Source organism: Streptomyces sp. NBC_01244 (assembly GCF_035987325.1).
In the GTDB taxonomy this organism is placed as follows: Bacteria; Actinomycetota; Actinomycetes; order Streptomycetales; family Streptomycetaceae; genus Streptomyces.
The window spans coordinates 2,483,371-2,501,355 of record NZ_CP108488.1 but is presented as its reverse complement, the minus strand read 5'-3'; the positions used below and the strand labels follow the sequence as shown (position 1 = coordinate 2,501,355).

The 17,985-nt window shown below is 70.6% G+C and carries 18 protein-coding genes; 11 read left to right on the top strand and 7 right to left on the bottom strand.

The genetic code is table 11. The features are described from left to right. Nucleotides 1–100 precede the first annotated feature (100 nt). The 3 genes from OG247_RS11015 to OG247_RS11005 are packed head-to-tail and all read left to right on the top strand — an operon-like array spanning nucleotide 101 to nucleotide 2,781. Nucleotides 101–997 carry a sterol desaturase family protein gene (locus OG247_RS11015; RefSeq protein ID WP_327252064.1) on the top strand — a complete coding sequence of 299 codons (897 nt, stop codon included), beginning with the start codon at nucleotides 101–103 and terminating at the stop codon, nucleotides 995–997. Then, on the top strand, nucleotides 994–1,719 hold the full coding sequence (locus tag OG247_RS11010; RefSeq protein ID WP_442813253.1) for a lysoplasmalogenase: 726 nt from the start codon (nucleotides 994–996) through the stop codon (nucleotides 1,717–1,719). Before OG247_RS11015 ends, OG247_RS11010 begins: the two co-directional genes overlap by 4 nt. A gap of 18 nt (nucleotides 1,720–1,737) precedes the next feature. Then, on the top strand, nucleotides 1,738–2,781 hold the full coding sequence (locus OG247_RS11005) for a zinc-dependent alcohol dehydrogenase family protein (protein WP_327252063.1): 1,044 nt from the start codon (nucleotides 1,738–1,740) through the stop codon (nucleotides 2,779–2,781). A 79-nt stretch (nucleotides 2,782–2,860) separates the two neighbouring features. On the opposite strand, the gene OG247_RS11000 is transcribed toward OG247_RS11005, so the two are convergent. Continuing rightward, nucleotides 2,861–4,405 (bottom strand): S8 family serine peptidase, encoded by a 1,545-nt coding sequence (locus OG247_RS11000; RefSeq protein ID WP_327252062.1) that lies wholly within the window; start codon nucleotides 4,403–4,405, stop codon nucleotides 2,861–2,863. 255 nt (nucleotides 4,406–4,660) lie between these two features. Here OG247_RS11000 and OG247_RS10995 point away from each other — a divergent pair, with 255 nt between their 5' ends. The 3 genes from OG247_RS10995 (at nucleotide 4,661) to moaA (ending at nucleotide 7,864) form a co-directional block, all read left to right on the top strand. Beyond that, entirely contained in the window at nucleotides 4,661–5,026 is a 366-nt protein-coding gene (locus tag OG247_RS10995; protein WP_327252061.1) for a DUF485 domain-containing protein, read from the top strand. After that, the gene (locus OG247_RS10990) at nucleotides 5,023–6,678 is read left to right on the top strand and encodes a solute symporter family protein (RefSeq protein ID WP_327252060.1); all 1,656 of its coding nucleotides are present in this window, start codon (nucleotides 5,023–5,025) and stop codon (nucleotides 6,676–6,678) included. The genes OG247_RS10995 and OG247_RS10990 overlap by 4 nt, the downstream gene beginning before the upstream one ends. 196 nt (nucleotides 6,679–6,874) lie before the next feature. Then, complete coding sequence (gene moaA / locus OG247_RS10985) at nucleotides 6,875–7,864, top strand: GTP 3',8-cyclase MoaA (RefSeq protein WP_327252059.1); 990 nt, start codon at nucleotides 6,875–6,877, stop codon at nucleotides 7,862–7,864. Nucleotides 7,865–7,922: 58 nt separating this feature from the next. Here moaA and OG247_RS10980 read toward each other — a convergent pair whose 3' ends face one another. Together OG247_RS10980 and OG247_RS10975 are read right to left on the bottom strand one after the other, a co-directional pair. Next, nucleotides 7,923–8,183 (bottom strand): hypothetical protein, encoded by a 261-nt coding sequence (locus OG247_RS10980; RefSeq protein WP_442813252.1) that lies wholly within the window; start codon nucleotides 8,181–8,183, stop codon nucleotides 7,923–7,925. 136 nt (nucleotides 8,184–8,319) lie between these two features. Continuing rightward, nucleotides 8,320–8,598 (bottom strand): DUF3099 domain-containing protein, encoded by a 279-nt coding sequence (locus OG247_RS10975; protein ID WP_327252058.1) that lies wholly within the window; start codon nucleotides 8,596–8,598, stop codon nucleotides 8,320–8,322. 232 nt (nucleotides 8,599–8,830) lie between these two features. Here OG247_RS10975 and OG247_RS10970 point away from each other — a divergent pair, with 232 nt between their 5' ends. Beyond that, nucleotides 8,831–9,109 carry a GlsB/YeaQ/YmgE family stress response membrane protein gene (locus OG247_RS10970; RefSeq protein WP_327252057.1) on the top strand — a complete coding sequence of 93 codons (279 nt, stop codon included), beginning with the start codon at nucleotides 8,831–8,833 and terminating at the stop codon, nucleotides 9,107–9,109. Nucleotides 9,110–9,212: 103 nt separating this feature from the next. Here OG247_RS10970 and tyrS read toward each other — a convergent pair whose 3' ends face one another. The 3 genes from tyrS to OG247_RS10955 form a co-directional block, all read right to left on the bottom strand. Beyond that, nucleotides 9,213–10,478 (bottom strand): tyrosine--tRNA ligase, encoded by a 1,266-nt coding sequence (tyrS, locus tag OG247_RS10965; protein WP_327252056.1) that lies wholly within the window; start codon nucleotides 10,476–10,478, stop codon nucleotides 9,213–9,215. 121 nt (nucleotides 10,479–10,599) lie between these two features. Further along, a complete protein-coding gene (locus OG247_RS10960; RefSeq protein WP_327252055.1) occupies nucleotides 10,600–12,000 on the bottom strand; it encodes a metallopeptidase TldD-related protein in 1,401 nt (466 codons plus the stop codon). Continuing rightward, entirely contained in the window at nucleotides 11,997–13,559 is a 1,563-nt protein-coding gene (locus OG247_RS10955) for a TldD/PmbA family protein (protein WP_442813251.1), read from the bottom strand. Before OG247_RS10955 ends, OG247_RS10960 begins: the two co-directional genes overlap by 4 nt. A 146-nt stretch (nucleotides 13,560–13,705) precedes the next feature. Between OG247_RS10955 and fabG the strand changes: the two genes are divergently transcribed. The 3 genes from fabG (at nucleotide 13,706) to OG247_RS10940 (ending at nucleotide 15,871) form a co-directional block, all read left to right on the top strand. Then, on the top strand, nucleotides 13,706–14,425 hold the full coding sequence (gene fabG, locus OG247_RS10950) for a 3-oxoacyl-[acyl-carrier-protein] reductase (RefSeq protein ID WP_327252053.1): 720 nt from the start codon (nucleotides 13,706–13,708) through the stop codon (nucleotides 14,423–14,425). Nucleotides 14,426–14,430: 5 nt separating this feature from the next. Next, nucleotides 14,431–15,204: an enoyl-ACP reductase FabI gene (gene fabI, locus OG247_RS10945; RefSeq protein WP_327252052.1), complete on the top strand. Its 774-nt coding sequence runs from the start codon at nucleotides 14,431–14,433 to the stop codon at nucleotides 15,202–15,204. A gap of 235 nt (nucleotides 15,205–15,439) precedes the next feature. Further along, nucleotides 15,440–15,871: a hypothetical protein gene (locus OG247_RS10940; protein ID WP_327252051.1), complete on the top strand. Its 432-nt coding sequence runs from the start codon at nucleotides 15,440–15,442 to the stop codon at nucleotides 15,869–15,871. Here OG247_RS10940 and OG247_RS10935 read toward each other — a convergent pair. Beyond that, nucleotides 15,852–16,556 (bottom strand): FadR/GntR family transcriptional regulator, encoded by a 705-nt coding sequence (locus OG247_RS10935; RefSeq protein WP_327252050.1) that lies wholly within the window; start codon nucleotides 16,554–16,556, stop codon nucleotides 15,852–15,854. The two genes, OG247_RS10940 and OG247_RS10935, sit on opposite strands and share 20 nt — an antisense overlap. 129 nt (nucleotides 16,557–16,685) lie before the next feature. Here OG247_RS10935 and OG247_RS10930 point away from each other — a divergent pair, with 129 nt between their 5' ends. Next, the gene (locus tag OG247_RS10930; protein WP_327252049.1) at nucleotides 16,686–17,981 is read left to right on the top strand and encodes a CynX/NimT family MFS transporter; all 1,296 of its coding nucleotides are present in this window, start codon (nucleotides 16,686–16,688) and stop codon (nucleotides 17,979–17,981) included. Nucleotides 17,982–17,985: the final 4 nt, after the last annotated feature.

Genomic DNA, 17,985 nt, shown 5'->3' with positions numbered 1-17,985 from the left:
CCTCACCCGGAAGCATCTCGTGAACCGTCGGTAACACCGATGGATACCGATCGGTAACAACCACTAGCCGAGCCCCCGAACCCGCCTCTATGGTGCGGACATGCCGAACCTGCCCGATGTCGTGCTGTGGTCCATACCCGCCTTCGTCCTGCTCACCGTGATAGAGCTCGTGAGCTACCGCATCCATCCCGACGAGGACGCCGCCGGGTACGAGACCAAGGACGCCGTTACCAGCCTCGGCATGGGGATCGGCAGCCTCGGCTTCGACTTCCTCTGGAAGATCCCGATCGTCGCGATCTACACCGCGGTCTACGAGCTCACCCCGCTGCGCGTCCCCGTCCTGTGGTGGACCATCCCGCTGATGCTGCTCGCCCAGGACTTCCTCTACTACTGGCAGCACCGCGGCCACCACGTCATCCGCATCCTGTGGGCCTGCCACGTCGTCCACCACAGCAGCCGCAAGTTCAACCTCACCACCGCCCTGCGCCAGCCCTGGACCAGCGCCACCTCCTGGCCGTTCTACCTCCCGATGATCGCGCTGGGCGTGCATCCCGCCGCCATCGCCTTCTGCTACTCGGTCAACCTCGTCTACCAGTTCTGGATCCACACCGAGCGCATCGACAAACTGCCCCGGCCGATCGAGTACGTCTTCAACTCCCCCTCCCACCACCGCGTCCACCACGCCTCCCAGGGCGGCTACCTGGACCGCAACTTCGGCGGCATCCTGATCGTCTGGGACCGGATGTTCGGCTCCTGGGTCGGTGAGACCGACAAGCCCGTCTTCGGTCTCACCAAGAACATCGGCACCTACAACCCGCTGCGCGTCGCCACCCACGAGTACGCGTCCATCGCCCGGGACGTACGCGGGGCCACCACCTGGCGCGAGCGCGCCGGACGCGTGTTCCGCGGCCCCGGCTGGCAGCCCGCGCAGGCACCGCAGGTATCACAGGCCGCCCCGGCCGAGGCGCCCGCGCCCGCCCCGGAGCACGCCGCGTGAGCGCCACCGGATCCACCGAGCGCGCGGGGTCCCGTACGCCCGCCCGGGCGCGCCCCGCCCTCCCCGCGGGCGCCGGCTTCGCCACCCGGGCGCTGCTCGTCGCCTTCGCCGCCGCCACCGCCCTGGACCTCGGGTCGCTGCTGGCGGGCTGGCACACCGGGCACCTCATCGCCAAGCCGCTGCTGATGCCGCTGCTCGTCGCCTACGTCATCACCCTGCGCGCCCCCCGGCTGCTGATTGCGGCCCTGCTCTTCGGCTGGGGCGGGGACCTGGCCCTGCTCTTCGACGCCGACGTCGCCTTCCTGATCGGCATGGGCTCCTTCGCCGTCGGGCACGTCTGCTATCTCGTGCTTTTCGGCCGCCGCCGGACGGGCCCCCTGCTCGGGGCCGCGTACGCCGCCGCGCTGCTGTCCACGGTCACCCTGCTCTGGGGCGACCTGCCCGCGGAGCTGCGGATCCCGGTCGCCGGGTACAGCCTGCTGCTCACCGCCATGGCCTACCGCTCCAGCGCCCTGGGGCTGCGGGCCGGGCTCGGCGGGGCGCTGTTCCTGCTCTCCGACACGCTCATCGCCACCGGGGTCGCCGAGTGGCCCCAGCTGCCCCGCCCGGACTTCTGGGTGATGGCCACCTACGTGGCGGCCCAGTACCTGCTGGCCACCGGAGCACTCGCACCGCGGCGGGCGTACGGTAGGGAGGCCCTACAGGGCTCCACCACTTCCTAGCCGGAGGACTGCACCACCATGCGCGCCACCGTCATCCACGCCCCGCACGACATCCGCGTGGAGGAGGTGCCCGACGCTGCGATCCAGCGCCCCGAGGACGCCGTCGTCCGCGTCCTGCGTGCCTGTATCTGCGGCAGCGACCTGTGGGCCTACCGCGGTGAAGCCAAGCGTCAGCCGGGCCAGCGGATCGGCCACGAGTTCCTCGGCATCGTCGAGGAGACCGGCTCCGCCGTCTCGGACCTGCGCGCCGGAGACCTCGTCGTCGCCCCCTTCATGTGGTCCGACGGCACCTGCGCCTACTGCTCGGAGGGCCTCTACACCTCCTGCGAGCACGGTGGCTTCTGGGGCTCGGTCGGCCACGACGGCGGCCAGGGCGAGGCCGTCCGGGTCCCGCACGCCGACGGCACGCTGGTGAAGCTGCCCGCCGACGCCGCCTCCGACGACCACCTGCTGACCGCGCTGCTCGCGCTGTCCGACGTCATGGGCACCGGCCACCACGCCGCGCTCGGCGCGGGGGTCCGCAAGGGCTCGACGGTCGCCGTCGTCGGCGACGGCGCGGTCGGGCTCTGCGGGGTCCTCGCGGCCAAGCGGCTGGGCGCCGAGCGGATCATCGCACTGGGCCGGCACGCGGTCCGTACGGACATCGCCAAGCTCTTCGGGGCCACCGACGTGGTCGCCGAGCGCGGCGAGGCCGCCGAGGCGGCCGTGCGCGAGCTCACCGGCGGCCAGGGCGCCCATGCGGTCATCGAGGCGGTCGGCACCGAGCAGTCCATGCGCACCGCCGTGAACATCGCCCGCGACGGCGGGGCCATCGGCTACGTCGGGGTCCCGCACGGCAGCGGCACCGGCCTCGACCTCGGGGTCATGTTCGACCGCAACCTCACCCTGCGCGGCGGGGTCGCGCCGGTCCGCGCGTACATCCCCGAGCTGCTCGCGGACGTGCTCAGCGGGGCGATCGACCCGTCGCCGGTCTTCGACCGGGCCGTCACCCTGGACGAGGTCCCGGAGGGCTACCGGGCGATGGACGATCGCAGCGCGCTGAAGGTCATGATCAAGCCCTGACGGCAGGGCCCGGCGTACGGAAGGGCCGGGCGGGATGTTCCCCGCCCGGCCCTTCCGCGATGCAGCGGATTCAACCGGATTACTTGACGGCCTTCAGCGCGTCGACCACGCCGTAGCCGTAGTAGCCCGTCTGGCCCCAGCCGCTCTCGCAGGTGGTGGCGTCGATCAGGGTGCCCGCGGCGTTGAAGATCTGCGACGGGCAGGCCGTCTTGGTGGCCTGGCCCTTGAGCATCGCCTGGATGATCGCGGGCGAGGCGTACGGGTGGGCGCTCTTGAGGAGCGCCGCGACACCGGCGACGTGCGGGGCGGCCATCGAGGTGCCCTGCTTGTAGCCGTAGCCGCCGCCCGGGACCGTCGACAGCACGCGGCCGTTGGCGTCCGGGGTGGCCGGGATCTGCCACTTGTCGCCACCGGGGGCGGCGACGTCGACGACTCCGAGGCCGTAGCTGGAGTAGTACGAGCGCAGGCCCTTGTCACCGGTCGCCGACACCGTGACCACGCCCGGGAGCTGGGTGGGCAGGTCGAAGCAGACGCTCGGGTCGATGGTGCGCGGCACCGGGGTGGTGTCGTTCGGGCTGGTGTCGTCGAGGATCGAGTCGCCGGCCAGGTCGTGGTTGGAGTTTCCGGCCGAGGCCACGTGCAGCGTGCCCTTGCGCTCGGAGTACTTGGTGGCTCGGCCGATGGCCTCCACCAGCGCCTTCTGGTCTTCGTCGGCCTTGCAGTTGTAGAGCCAGGGGTCGACGTAGTAGCTGTTGTTGGTCACCTCGATCCCCTTCTCGGCGGCGAACATGAAGCCGCAGACGACCGCCTCGGTGTAGAAGAGGCTGGTGCCGGGCTCGCTCACCTTGATGCCGGCGACCTTGACGCCCGGCGCGACACCGCTGATGCCGAGGCCGTTGCGCGGGGCCGCGATGGTGCCGGCCACGTGCGTGCCGTGGTCGCTGCCGTCCACGTACGGACGCCAGGCACCCTCGCTGGTGTCAGCGACGCCGCCGACACAGTTGGCCGACTGCTCCTTGGAGAAGTTCGGCGCGATGTCGGGGTGAGTGTCGTCGACACCCGTGTCGATGACGCCCACGGTGACGTTCCGGCTGCCATCGTTGATCTTGTGAGCCTGATCGGCCTTGATCGTCCGCAGGTCCCACTGGTTGGACTCCAGCGGCTCCTGACCTTCCTGGGCCGCCGCCGCGGCCTTGGCGGCGTCCGCCGCGCTCAGCTGCTGCGTCGCGCCCTCGTCGGTGGTCTGCACCGCCGAGAGGGGGGCCGTACGGGTGGCGCCGACCGAGTCGAACAGACCGCGGTTGGCGCGCAGCTGCTTGGCGAAGTCGGGGTTCTGGGAGTGCGCGACGACGACGCCTATCTGCTCATACGCCGTCACCACCGTTCCACCGGCCCGCTCGATGGCCTTCTTCGCCGCCGTCACCGTGGCATAGGTCCTCAAGTTCGCCACGTACGACAGCTTCGGGCCGGTCGTCCCGGCCGTAGAGGTCGCAGCCGCGTCCGCCGTGCTGCTCAGCGGTGCGGCTGAAGCCGCGACCGAGGGCAGGAAGGCGAGCGAGGCGGTGAGCGCCAGGCCGACCGGTACGGCGAGAGCACGCCGGCGGCCGGATCCCAGATGAGCCATGGGTTCTCCAGATCATCTTTGAAAAGCCGTCCGGGCGCGGTCGCGACGGACGGGTTCATGACAGGCGAACTTAGCGTTTCTGTTCCCCTCTGCGCCATTAGTTCGAGGAATCAGTTCCCAAAGAAACAAACAGGTGTTGAACCACCCCGACGCGCCGGACGTGCCGTTGACAGGGGGGATCGGCACCACCGTCCCCCCACGGAGGTTGTTTTGTCCGTCATCCCCACCGCACCCGCGTCACAAGGAGAGTCCCCCGTGACAGCCGAAACAGCGCCGCCCCCGGGCAGCACGGGAACGCCGCCGGCGAGCCCCGGGCCCCAGGAGTTCGTACGCGTCCAGCAGAGCGAGGAGTTCGCCGGACTGCGCCGCGCCCACCGCTCCTTCGCCTTCCCGCTCACCGTGGCGTTCATCGCCTGGTACCTGCTCTACGTCCTGCTCTCCAACTACGCGGGCGACTTCATGGGGACGAAGCTCTTCGGCAACATCAACGTGGCCCTCGTCCTGGGCCTCGGCCAGTTCGCGACGACCTTCCTCATCGCCTGGCTGTACTCGCGCCACGCGGCGTCCCAGCTCGACCCCAAGGCCTCGGCCATCAAGGCAAGGATGGAGGCGGGCGAATGAGCGCCCCGCTGTACGTGGCGGTCGCCGGGGCGGCCACGGCGGGTACGACCACCGCCGCCGGTGCCTCCGAGCACCGCCCGCTGATCATCACCCTGTTCGGGCTGTTCGTCGTCGCCACCCTGGCCATCACGATCTGGGCCGGACGCCAGACCAAGGACGCCGCCGACTTCTACGCGGGCGGCCGCCAGTTCACCGGATTCCAGAACGGCCTGGCCATCTCCGGCGACTACATGTCCGCCGCGTCCTTCCTCGGCATCGCCGGGGCCATCGCGCTCTTCGGCTACGACGGCTTCCTCTACTCGATCGGCTTCCTCGTCGCCTGGCTGGTGGCCCTGCTCCTGGTCGCCGAGCCGCTGCGCAACTCCGGCCGCTACACGATGGGCGACGTGCTCGCGTACCGGATGCGCCAGCGCCCCGTACGGACCGCCGCCGGCACCTCCACCATCGTGGTCTCGATCTTCTACCTGCTCGCCCAGATGGCCGGCGCCGGCGTGCTCGTCTCGCTGCTCCTCGGCATCACCAGCGACCTCGGCAAGGTCGTGATCGTCTCGCTGGTCGGCGTCCTGATGATCCTCTACGTCACCATCGGCGGGATGAAGGGCACCACCTGGGTGCAGATGATCAAGGCCGTGCTGCTGATCGCGGGCACGCTGCTGATCACCTTCCTGGTGTTGCTCAAGTTCAACTTCAACGTCTCGGACCTGCTGGGCCAGGCCGCCGACAACAGCGGTCAGGGAGTGAAGTTCCTGGAGCCGGGCCTGAAGTACGGCAAGGACTCGCTCTCGAAGCTGGACTTCCTCTCGCTGGGCCTCGCCCTGGTGCTGGGCACCGCAGGCCTGCCGCACATCCTGATCCGCTTCTACACGGTCCCGACGGCCAAGGCCGCCCGAAAGTCCGTGAACTGGGCCATCGGCATCATCGGCGCCTTCTACCTGATGACGATCGTCCTCGGCTTCGGCGCCGCGGCCCTGCTCAAGCGGGCCGACATCATCGCCTCCAACAAGGCGGGCACCACCGCGGCCCCGCTGCTCGCCCAGGAGATCGGCGGCGGTTCGGGCTCCACCGGCGGCGCGGTCCTGCTCGCCGTGATCTCGGCGGTGGCCTTCGCCACGATCCTCGCGGTCGTCGCGGGCCTGACCCTGGCCTCCTCCTCGTCCTTCGCGCACGACATCTACGTGAACGTGATCCGCAAGGGCAAGGCCACCGAGAAGGAAGAGGTACGGGCGGCCCGCTGGTCCACCGTGGTCATCGGAGCCGTGGCCATCGGCCTCGGCGCCCTCGCCCGCGACCTCAACGTCGCCGGCCTCGTCGCGCTGGCCTTCGCGGTGGCCGCCTCCGCCAACCTGCCGACGATCCTCTACAGCCTCTTCTGGAAGCGCTTCACCACCCAGGGCGCCCTGTGGTCCATCTACGGCGGCCTGGTCTCCTCGGTCGTCCTGGTGCTCTTCTCCCCGGTCGTCTCGGGCAAGCCCACCTCGATGTTCAAGGGCGCCGACTTCTACTGGTTCCCCCTGGAGAACCCCGGCATCATCTCCATCCCGCTCGGCTTCCTGCTGGGGTGGCTGGGAACCGTCCTCTCCAAGGAGAAGGCCGACCCGCAGAAGTTCGCCGAGCTCGAGGTCCGGTCGCTCACCGGAACCGGCGCGCACTGACACCCTGCGCCTCAGCGAGATCCTCTGAGTACCCAGCGTGGCCGTGTCGTATTTCCCTACGACACGGCCACGCCTCGTCTCGTTCATTCGGGCACCCCTACATGTCACGGGTGTCGCGTAGGCTCGTTGTTAGCGCTCGTACTCTCATCCATCACGGCGCGAACCTCTACAAACCGGACAGGGGAGGGGGCTTACAGTGCTTCTCGACACCTACGGCCGCGTAGCCACTGACCTGCGCGTCTCACTCACCGACCGGTGCAATCTGCGCTGTACCTACTGCATGCCCGAAGAGGGCCTGCAGTGGCTCGGCAAATCAGATCTGCTCAGCGACGACGAGATCGTCCGGCTGATCCGCATCGCGGTCACCCAGCTCGGGATCAAGGAAGTCCGCTTCACCGGCGGCGAGCCGCTGCTGCGCCCCGGCCTCGTCGGGATCGTCGAGCAGTGCGCGGCCCTGGAGCCCCGCCCCAAGATGTCGCTGACCACCAACGGCATCGGCCTCAAGCGCACCGCACAGGCGCTCAAGGCCGCCGGCCTGGACCGGGTGAACGTTTCCCTGGACACGCTGCGGCCCGAGGTCTTCAAGACCCTGACCCGGCGCGACCGCCACAAGGACGTCATCGAGGGCATGGCCGCCGCCCGCGACGCCGGCCTCACCCCCGTCAAGGTCAACGCGGTGCTGATGCCCGGACTCAACGACGACGAGGCCCCCGACCTGCTGGCCTGGGCCGTGGAGAACGAGTACGAACTCCGCTTCATCGAGCAGATGCCGCTCGACGCCCAGCACGGCTGGAAGCGCGACGGCATGATCACCGCCGGTGACATCCTGGAATCCCTGCGCACCCGCTTCACGCTCACCGAAGAAGGGTCCGAGGAGCGCGGCTCCGCCCCGGCCGAGCGCTGGGTCGTCGACGGCGGCCCGGCCACCGTCGGCGTCATCGCCTCGGTCACCCGCCCGTTCTGCGGCGCCTGCGACCGTACGCGCCTCACGGCCGACGGCCAGATCCGTACGTGCCTCTTCGCCACCGAGGAGTCCGACCTGCGCGCCGCCCTGCGCTCGGGCGCCCCGGACGAGGAGATCGCCCGCCTGTGGAAGGTGGCGATGTGGGGCAAGAAGGCCGGCTCCGGCCTCGACGACCCGAGCTTCCTGCAGCCCGACCGCCCGATGTCGGCGATCGGCGGCTGACCCCAGCCGTCAACCGCCGTCACCGACGGCTCCGAGCGACCCCGAGGGCTCGCAGTGGCTACGGCCGCTGCGAGCCCTCGGGCGCTTCCCACTCGTCGAGCTTGACGACGTCCTTGAGGAAGCCGCGGACCCCCAGGAACTGGGACAGATGCTCGCGGTGCTCCTCGCACGCCAGCCAGGTCTTGCGGCGCTCGGGGGTGTGCAGCTTCGGGTTGTTCCACGCCAGGACCCAGACGGCCGCCTGGCGGCAGGCCTTGGCGGAACAGGTGGGTGCGTCGGCGGCGGGGACGTCGTTCAGAAGTGCGTCTAGAGGAGTCACGGCTCAACCCTAAGACGGAATGGCGACGCCGAGCAGCCACGGGGGGAGCTGCCCGGCGTCGGTCCGTCGCTCCGACGGGGGATGCGGAGCGCGTAGGCAGTATGTCACGCAGGACCCGGTGCGGTGCACTGGAACTTCACGATTGATCTGAGGTTTTCTTGAGGTTTCCGTCACCCAGTTCGGGGCGCACGGGCGCCGGCGCGAAGTGGGACGGCAGGGAGGGCGTCGATTCGCGCCCCGCGTTCGCGATGACCACCGCGATGTACGGCAGCAGCGCCCCCGCGACGAGCGTCACGATGGCCACGGGCCGCTGCACGTTCCACAGGACGATCGTCGCGACGACCGACAGCGTCCGGATCAGCATCGAGATCACGTACCGGCGCTGGCGTCCCCGTACGTCCTCGGCGAGGCTCATCCGCGCCCCCGTGATCCGGAAGACCTCGGACCCGTTCCGCTTCGTCCGCTCCACAACCCACCACCCGATCGATCGCCGGACACTCCCCGGCCCGGACGCCTCCACGGTACGCCGCGTGCCCGCGGACGGGCAGAGGGGGTGTCCCCCGAATGGAGGTGCCCGAAATGCGCAGTAGGTCGGACGGGTCGAGACTGGGCCCACATGCGCACAACGCGCCAGGAGGAGGCTCGACATGGGTTGGTTGTGGGCGATCATCGTCGGCTTTGTACTGGGACTGATTGCCCGGGCGATCCTGCCGGGCAAGCAGCACCAGCCCCTTTGGCTGACCACCGTCTTCGGCATCATCGGCGCGGTCCTCGGCAACGCCGTGGCCACCTGGATCGGCGTCAACGAAACGCGCGGCATCGACTGGATCCGGCACTTGCTGCAGCTTGCCGGAGCCGTCGTGGTGGTCGGTCTCGGTGACCTGATCTACAGCTCGCTGCGCGGCGGCAAGAAGCAGATGACCTGAGGGCAGCTCCGGGCCCGCCGCGTGGCGCGGCGGCGGAGCAAGACGGAGGGGCCGGCCCGGACAGTACGTCCGGGCCGGCCCCTCCGTCGTGTCGCGGCGGCGACTAGCCGGTGACCTCGACCGCCGCCAGGTTCTTCTTGCCGCGGCGCAGCACCAGCCAGCGCCCGTGCAGCAGGTCCTCCTTGGCGGGGACCGCGTCCTCGGAGGCGACCTTCACGTTGTTCACGTAGGCGCCGCCCTCCTTGACGGTCCGGCGCGCGGCCGACTTGCTCGCGACCAGCCCGGTCTCCGCCAGCAGGTCGACGACCAGGCCCGGCTCGGCCACCTTCGCGTGCGGCAGCTCGGACAGCGCCGCCGCCAGGGTGGCCTCGTCCAGGTCCGCCAGCTCGCCCTGGCCGAACAGCGCCTTGGACGCCGCGATCACGGCGGCGCACTGGTCCGCGCCGTGCACCAGCGTGGTCAGTTCCTCCGCCAGCGCCCGCTGCGCGGCACGCGCCTGCGGCCGCTCGGCGGTCTGCGCCTCCAGCGCTTCCAGCTCCTCACGGGTCTGGAAGGACAGGATGCGCATGTAGGTGGAGACGTCCCGGTCGTCCACGTTCAGCCAGAACTGGTAGAACGCGTACGGGGTGGTCATCTCCGGGTCGAGCCAGACGGCGCCGCTCTCGGACTTGCCGAACTTGGTGCCGTCCGCCTTGACCATCAGCGGGGTCGCGATGGCGTGGACGTGCGCGTCCGGCTCCACCCGGTGGATCAGGTCGAGACCGGCCGTCAGGTTGCCCCACTGGTCGGACCCGCCCTGCTGGAGCACGCAGCCGTGCCGGCGGTACAGCTCCAGGAAGTCCATGCCCTGGAGCAGCTGGTAGCTGAACTCCGTGTAACTGATGCCCTGGTCGGACTCCAGCCGCTTGGCGACCGAGTCCTTCGTCAGCATCTTGTTCACGCGGAAGTGCTTGCCGATGTCCCGGAGGAACTCGATGGCGGACATGCCCGCCGTCCAGTCCAGGTTGTTGACCATGACCGCCGCGTTCTCGCCCTCGAAGGACAGGAACGGCTCGATCTGGGTGCGCAGGCGCGTCACCCAGTTCGCGACGGTCTCCGGGTCGTTCAGGGTGCGCTCGGCGGTCGGGCGCGGGTCGCCGATCTGACCCGTGGCCCCGCCGACCAGCGCCAGCGGACGGTTGCCCGCCTGCTGGAGCCGGCGCACGGTGAGGACCTGCACCAGGTGACCCACGTGCAGCGAGGCCGCCGTCGGGTCGAAGCCGCAATAGAACGTGACGGGACCGTCCGCGAACGCCTTGCGCAGCGCTTCTTCGTCGGTGGACTGGGCGAAGAGCCCGCGCCACTTCAGTTCGTCGACGATGTCCGTCACGGTTCTGGGTCTCCTTGAACGAGGTGGAACAGAAAGCTGAGGGATTCCCCGCCAGTCTAGGCGGGGAAGCCCCGCACCTCTCACGCTTTGTTGATCCATCCCGTTGGGCGGACGCCGTTGATCAGACGCCCTTGCTGACCGAGCTCATGTTGAAGTCCGGGATGCGCAGCGCCGGCATCGAGGTCCTGGTGAACCAGTCGTTCCATTCGCGCGGCAGGGTCTTCTCGGTCCGGCCGGCCTCCGAGGCCCGTGACAGCAGGTCCACGGGGGACTCGTTGAACCGGAAGTTGTTGACCTCGCCGACGACCTGGCCGTCCTCCACCAGGTAGACGCCGTCCCGGGTCAGCCCGGTGAGCAGCAGCGTCGCCGGGTCCACCTCGCGGATGTACCAGAGGCAGGTCAGCAGCAGCCCGCGCCGGGTGGAAGCCACCATCTCCTCCAGGGACTTCTCCCCGCCGGCCTCCAGGATCAGGTTTCCGAAGGAGGGGGAGACCGGCAGCCCGGTCAGTTCCGCGGTGTGCCGGGTCGTGGTCAGCCGGGACAGCTCTCCGTCCTTGATCCACTCGGTCGCCGGCACCGGCAGGCCGTTGTCGAAGACGGAGGCGCTGTCGCCGGAGCTGTGCGCGATCACGAACGGCGCGGACTCCAGGCCCGGCGCGTTCGGATCGCTGCGCAGGTCCAGTGGCAGCGGGGAGAGCCGCTCGCCGAGCCGGGTGCCGCCGCCGGGCTTGGAGAAGACCGTCCGGCCCTCCACCGCGTCCCGGGCCGACGCCGACCACATCTGGTAGATCAGCAGGTCGGCCACCGCCGTGGGCGGCAGCAGCGTCTCGTACCGCCCGGCCGGAAGGTCGATCTTCCGCTCCGCCCAGCCGAGGCGCACGGCCAGCTCCGCGTCCAGCGCGGTCGGGTCCACGTCCTTGAAGTCCCGGGTCGCGCGGCCGGCCCAGGCCGAGCGCTGGCGGTCCGGGGACTTGGCGTTGAGCTCCAGGGTGCCGTTGGGCTGGTCGTGGCGCAGGCGCAGCCCCGTAGAGGTGCCCACGTACGTGGACACCAGCTCGTGGTTGGCGAAGCCGTACAGCTCGCGGCCGCCCGCGCGGGCCCGCGCGAAGGCCTCGCCGAGGGCCGGGGCGAAGTCCGCGAACACCGCCGAGGAGGTCTCGGCCGGGGCGTCCGCGAAGTCCGGCGAGGACGGGGTGCCGGTGACCAGCGCCCGCGCGTCCTCCGCCGGCCCGGCGCCGCGGGCGGCCGCCTCGGCGGCCCGGACCAGCGGCTCCAGCTCCGCGGCCGTGACGGCGGAGCGCGAGACGACCCCCGAGGCCGTGCCCTCCTTGCCGTCGACGGTGGCGATGACCGTGAGGGTCCGGCCGCGGGTGACCCCGTTGGTGGTCAGGGCGTTGCCCGCCCAGCGCAGGTTCGCGCTCGACTCCTCGTCGGCGATGACGACGCAGCCGTCCGCAGTGGACAGCTCCAGCGCCCGCTCGACGATCTCGTGGGGCTTGGTGGTGCGACTCGACGAGGTCATCGTCCGGCCTCCTGCGTGGTGTTCAAGATGTTCACGTCGCGGAACAGCGCGGACGGGCAGCCGTGCGAGACCGCCGCGACCTGGCCCGGCTGGGCCTTGCCGCAGTTGAAGGCGCCGCCCAGGACGTAGGTCTGCGGACCGCCGACCTTCTCCATCGAGCCCCAGAACTCCGTGGTCGTGGCCTGGTAGGCCACGTCGCGGAGCTGTCCGGCGAGCTTTCCGTTCTCGATGCGGAAGAAGCGCTGCCCGGTGAACTGGAAGTTGTAGCGCTGCATGTCGATGGACCAGGAGCGGTCGCCGACCACGTAGATCCCGCGTTCCACCCCGCCGATCAGGTCCTCGGTGGAGAGCCCGCCCGGATCCGGCTGGAGCGAGACGTTCGCCATGCGCTGGACGGGCACGTGCCCGGGGGAGTCGGCGTAGGCGCAACCGTTGGAGCGGCCGAGGCCGGTCAGCTTCGCGATCCGCCGGTCCGTCTGGTAGCCGGCCAGGGTGCCGTCCTTGACCAGGTCCCAGCTCTGCGCCTCGACGCCCTCGTCGTCGTAGCCGATGGTGGCCAGCCCGTGCTCGGCCGTCCGGTCGCCCGTCACGTTCATGATCGGGGAGCCGTAGGCGAGCTTGCCGAGCTGGTCGAAGGTGGCGAAGGAGGTCCCGGCGTACGCGGCCTCGTAGCCCAGCGCCCGGTCCAGCTCGGTGGCGTGGCCGATGGACTCGTGGATGGTGAGCCACAGGTTCGAGGGGTCCACGACCAGGTCGTAGCGCCCGGCCTCGACGCTCGGCGCCCGCATCTTCTCGGCGAGCAGCCCGGGGATCGCCTCCAGTTCGGCGTTCCAGTCCCAGCCGGTGCCCGTCAGGTACTCCCAGCCCCGCCCGGTCGGCGGGGCGATGGTGCGCATCGAGTCGAACTCGCCGGTGGCGGCGTTCACGGCGACGGCGGTGAGCTCCGGGTGGATGCGCACCCGCTGCTGGGTGGTGGAGGTGCCCGCGGTGTCGGCGTAGAACTTGTTCTCGTGGACCGCGAGCAGCGAGGCGTCCACGTGGGCCACCCCGTCGGCCGCCAGGAGGCGCGCGCTGAAGTCGGCGAGCAGCGCGGCCTTCTCCGTGTCCGGCACCTCGAAGGGGTTCACGTCGTAGGCGGAGATCCAGGTCTTGTCGGCGTGCACGGGCTCGTCGGCGAGCTCGACCCGCTCGTCAGACCCGGCCGCCTTGATGATCTGGGCGGACAGCTTGGCCATGGCCACGGCCTGCGAGGCGACCTTGGCGGCGGCGTCCATGGTCAGGTCCACACCGGAGGCGAAGCCCCAGCTGCCGCCGTGCACCACGCGGACCGCGTAGCCGAGGTCGGTGGTGTCGGAACCGCCCGAGGGCTTGGTGTCACGCAGCCGCCAGGAGGCGCTGCGGATCCGTTCCAGGCGGAAATCGGCATGGTCTGCGCCCAGCGCGCGGGCCCGCGCGAGCGCCGCGTCGGCCAGCGCCCGCAAGGGCAGCGCGGTGAAGGCCGCGTCGATGGAATGGGGCACGGAGGTCCTCCCGGGGGTCTGGGCAGCAGACCCGATCATGTCGCGTCGGCGCTTGCCGTGCCTACATCTTTCTGTAGGGACTCGACAGAGCGCGTACCGAGGCCCTGTCGGAGCCGGATTCTCCGGAAGGGGTACTTGACCTATAGGTTTTTGGTATTCAGACCGCTAGTCGAAAGGGTGATCCGTTGAGCCGCTCGGTTCTCGTCACCGGAGGTAACCGGGGCATCGGCCTCGCCATCGCCCGAGCTTTCGCGGAAGCGGGGGACAAGGTCGCGATCACGTACCGGTCGGGCGAGCCCCCGGCCGAGCTCACGGCCCTGGGCGTGCTGGCGGTCCGCTGCGACATCACCGACTCCGACCAGGTCGACCTGGCGTACAAGCAGGTCGAGGACGCGCACGGCGCGGTCGAGGTCCTCGTGGCCAATGCCGGCATCACCAAGGACACGCTGCTGATGCGCATGTCCGAGGACGATTTCGCCTCGGTCGTCGACACCAACCTCACCGGCACCTTCCGCGTGGTCAAGCGCGCGAACCGCGGCATGCTGCGCGCCAAGAAGGGCCGCGTCGTCCTGATCTCCTCGGTCGTCGGCCTGCTCGGCTCGGCCGGCCAGGCCAACTACGCCGCCTCCAAGGCGGCGCTGGTCGGCTTCGCCCGCTCCCTCGCCCGTGAGTTGGGCTCCCGCAACATCACCTTCAACGTCGTCGCCCCCGGCTTCGTGGACACCGACATGACGAAGGTGCTCACGGACGAGCAGCGGGCCGGCATCGTCGGCCAGGTGCCCCTGGGCCGCTACGCGCAGCCCGAGGAGATCGCGGCCGCGGTCAGCTTCCTGGCGTCCGACAACGCCGCGTACATCACTGGTGCCGTCATTCCCGTTGACGGCGGATTGGGCATGGGTCACTGATCACCATGAGCGGAATTCTCGACGGCAAGCGCATCCTCGTCTCCGGGGTGCTGATGGAGTCGTCCATCGCCTTCCACGTTGCCAAGCTGGCCCAGGAGCAGGGCGCCGAGGTCATCCTCACCGCGTTCCCGCGTCCGACGCTGACCGAGCGCATCGCCAAGAAGCTGCCCAAGCCGGTCAAGGTGATCGAGCTCGACGTCACCAACGACGAGCACCTCGCCCGCCTGGAGGGCCTCGTCCGCGCGGAGCTCGGCGGCCTCGACGGCGTCGTCCACTCCATCGGCTTCGCGCCGCAGGACGCGCTCGGCGGCAACTTCCTGAACACCCCGTTCGAGTCGGTCGCCACCGCCATGCACGTCTCGGCGTTCTCGCTGAAGTCGCTGACCATGGCCTGCAAGCCGCTCTTCCCGGAGAACGAGGGAGGCTCGGTCGTCGGCCTGACCTTCGACGCGCAGTTCGCCTGGCCGCAGTACGACTGGATGGGCCCGGCCAAGGCCGCGCTGGAGGCCACCAGCCGCTACCTCGCCCGTGACCTGGGCAAGGAGAAGGTCCGCTGCAACCTGATCTCGGCCGGTCCGCTCGGCTCGATGGCCGCGAAGTCCATCCCCGGCTTCTCCGAGCTGGCGGACGTCTGGAACCACCGCTCCCCGATGGAGTGGGACATGTCGGACCCGGAGCCGGCGGGCAAGGGCGTCGTCGCCCTGCTGTCGGACTGGTTCCCCAAGACCACCGGCGAGATCATCCACGTCGACGGCGGTCTGCACGCGATGGGTGCCTGACCTCCCCGGTACCTCCCCGGTCGGGACCCCGTTCCATCCGTACGGCGGCGGCCGCGTCTTCCCTTCCGGGAGGCGCGGCCGCCGCCGTTTTGGCGCGCGGGGCGGGGACCGTACGGGGTGACTCGATCAGATGTCCGCCCCCGGGCCTGATCTTCCCGAGTCGAAAATCGGGACATTTGCCTGCAAACTGGGCCCGTCGGGATCTTCCCGGCTCCTGCGGGGAGGAGGTACGGGAGTGCGCGCGAGGCGGAGCCGAGCGGTATCCCTGCTGATCACCTCGGTGGTCCTGACCGGATTCCTGCTCCCGGGAGCCGTCGCGCAGGACGAGGTGACCGCCCCGGCGTCCGGTACGGACCTCCAGGCCCCGGCCGTGGTCGACCTGGCCCAGATCCCCGCCGAACCCCCCGTACAGCCCGCGCGGCCCGCCGCCCGGGAGCTCTTCGGAGCCGACTGCGACACCGAGATCAACGGCTCGCAGGTGGTGGCGTTCTGCCACAACAGCTATCCGCAGACCGACCTGGTCCGCCTGCACGTGGAGTGCGACCGCTGGTGGGACGTGGACGGGGACGGCGCCGCCGTGGCCGTCGGCCCGGCCGGTCGCGTGGAGCTCTCCGGCCGCTGCTGGAAGGAAGTCCGCTCCGCCTGGGTCAGCCACCAGCGGCAGTGAGCCCCGCGGCGCGCCCCTCCTCGGCCAGGCAGACGAACGGATAGCCGGCCGCCTCCGAGGCCGCCGCGTCCCCGTCCCCGCGCCGGATCGCCTCGATCAGCCGCGCGTGGTCCAGGTGTGCGGCGGGATCGAGCTCCGTGCCCACGTCGGTGCGCAGCCAATCGGCCACCAGATCGCCTAGGTCCGCGTACAGCTCGATGAGCACGTCGTTGTGCGAGGCCGCCACCACCGCCATGTGCAGGGCCACGTCCGCCGCGATGAACGGCTCCGCGTCCCCGCCCGACCAGGCTTCCTCGCGCCGCGCCAGCAGCGCGTCCAGCTGTACGAGGTCCCGCGCGGTCCGCCGCTCCGCCGCGAGGCGGGCCGCCGAGGACTCCAGCGTCGAGCGCAGCTCCGCGATGTGCCGGGGGTCGGCGCCGGCGAAGCGGCGGTGCATGACCCCGGCCAGCTCGCTGGTGGCGATCACGTAGGTCCCCGAGCCCTGGCGGATGTCGAGGAGGCCGTTGTGCGCGAGGGCCCGCACGGCCTCCCGCACGGTGTTGCGGGCGACGCCCATCAGCTCCACGAGCTCCGGCTCGGTGGGGATGCGGGATCCCACGGGCCATTCGCCGGTGGTGATCTGGTTCCGGAGCTGGGCGATCACCTGCTCGACGAGCGCGGATCGCCGGGGCGAGGTCAGCGGCATGCGGTCGGGGTTCCTCTCGGGGCGGGCGCGGTTTGGGGGACGGGAACGGTGACCGGAACGGTCCGGGTGACGGGAACGATACGGCTGCGGGGTGGACAACCAATCATCCCATGATTCTATGATGGTTGAATGTCCGACGAAGAAGTCCAGATCCTGAACCGGCCCCAGGCCGCTCACACGGCCGCGCCGCAGCCCCTCCCCACCCCCGCCGCCACCCCGCAGCCGGCCTGGCTCGGCCCCGTGCTCCTCGTCGGCATCGTGCTGGCCGCCCTCAACCTGCGGCCCGCCATCACCAGCCTCGGCGCCCTGTTCGAGGAGACCCGCGAGGGCCTCGGCATGAGCGGCACCGTCGCCGGACTCATCACCTCCGTACCCGCCCTCTGCTTCGCCGTCTTCGGCGTCACCGCGCCCCGGCTCTCCCGCCGCTTCGGCCCGGCCGCCGTCGTCTGCGCCGGCATGGCCGCCGTCGCCGCGGGCCTGCTGATCCGGCCGTTCGCGTCCAACGCCGCCGGGTTCCTCGCGGCCAGCGCCCTGACCCTGGCGGGCATAGCCCTGACCAACGTGCTCCTGCCGGTGATCGTCAAGCGCTGGTTCCCCGACCGGGTCGGCACCATGACGGGGCTCTACTCCATGGCCCTGGCCGCCGGCACCTCGCTCGCCGCGGCGGCGACCGTCCCGATGACCCAGGCCCTGGGCGGCAGCTGGCGCACCGGCCTGCTGATCTGGGCCTTCCTCGCCGCGGTGGCCGTCCTGCCCTGGCTGGCCATCGCCGCGGCGGCCCGCAAGGAGAAGGCCGCGGCCGCGGGCGTACCGGCCGCTCGCCCCGACGCCGGGCCGAGCGTGGTGCGCAGCCGTACCGCGTGGGCCCTCGCCTGCTACTTCGGACTCCAGGCCACGGGCGCGTACATCACCATGGGCTGGCTCCCGCAGATCTTCCGCGACGCGGGGGTCTCCGCCTCCACGGCGGGCATCCTGCTCGCCGTCACCATGGTCATGGGCGTCCCGCTCGCCTTCGTCATCCCGGGCCTCGCCGGCCGGATGAGGAACCAGGGCCCCATCGCCGTCGTACTCGGCCTCTTCGGCCTCGTCGGCTACCTCGGCCTCTCCTTCGCCCCCGCCGCCGGCGCGTGGGCATGGGCCATCCTGCTCGGCGTCTCCAACTGCGCCTTCCCGCTCGTCATCACCCTGATCGGGCTGCGGGCCAAGTCCCCGGCCGGGGTCGTCAAGCTGTCGGCCTTCGCCCAGAGCACCGGCTACCTCATCTCCATCCCCGGGCCGCTCCTCATCGGCACCCTCTACCAGCACACCGGCGGCTGGGACCTGCCCCTCGCCCTGATGGCCGGTCTGCTCGTCCCGCAGATCGCGCTCGGCGTGCTGGCGGGCCGGGACCGCACGATCGAGGACGAATGCGGCATGCGAGACTGATCGG

What these genes read in the sequence shown, in the direction of transcription:
- OG247_RS11015 (WP_327252064.1), top strand. Translation starts at nt 101, where the DNA reads ATGCCGAACCTGCCCGATGTCGTGCTGTGGTCCATACCCGCCTTCGTC.
- OG247_RS11005 (WP_327252063.1), top strand. Translation starts at nt 1,738, where the DNA reads ATGCGCGCCACCGTCATCCACGCCCCGCACGACATCCGCGTGGAGGAG.
- OG247_RS11000 (WP_327252062.1), bottom strand. Translation starts at nt 4,405, where the DNA reads ATGGCTCATCTGGGATCCGGCCGCCGGCGTGCTCTCGCCGTACCGGTC.
- OG247_RS10990 (WP_327252060.1), top strand. Translation starts at nt 5,023, where the DNA reads ATGAGCGCCCCGCTGTACGTGGCGGTCGCCGGGGCGGCCACGGCGGGT.
- OG247_RS10975 (WP_327252058.1), bottom strand. Translation starts at nt 8,598, where the DNA reads ATGAGCCTCGCCGAGGACGTACGGGGACGCCAGCGCCGGTACGTGATC.
- OG247_RS10970 (WP_327252057.1), top strand. Translation starts at nt 8,831, where the DNA reads ATGGGTTGGTTGTGGGCGATCATCGTCGGCTTTGTACTGGGACTGATT.
- OG247_RS10960 (WP_327252055.1), bottom strand. Translation starts at nt 12,000, where the DNA reads ATGACCTCGTCGAGTCGCACCACCAAGCCCCACGAGATCGTCGAGCGG.
- OG247_RS10955 (WP_442813251.1), bottom strand. Translation starts at nt 13,559, where the DNA reads ATGATCGGGTCTGCTGCCCAGACCCCCGGGAGGACCTCCGTGCCCCAT.
- fabI (WP_327252052.1), top strand. Translation starts at nt 14,431, where the DNA reads ATGAGCGGAATTCTCGACGGCAAGCGCATCCTCGTCTCCGGGGTGCTG.
- OG247_RS10935 (WP_327252050.1), bottom strand. Translation starts at nt 16,556, where the DNA reads ATGCCGCTGACCTCGCCCCGGCGATCCGCGCTCGTCGAGCAGGTGATC.
- OG247_RS10930 (WP_327252049.1), top strand. Translation starts at nt 16,686, where the DNA reads ATGTCCGACGAAGAAGTCCAGATCCTGAACCGGCCCCAGGCCGCTCAC.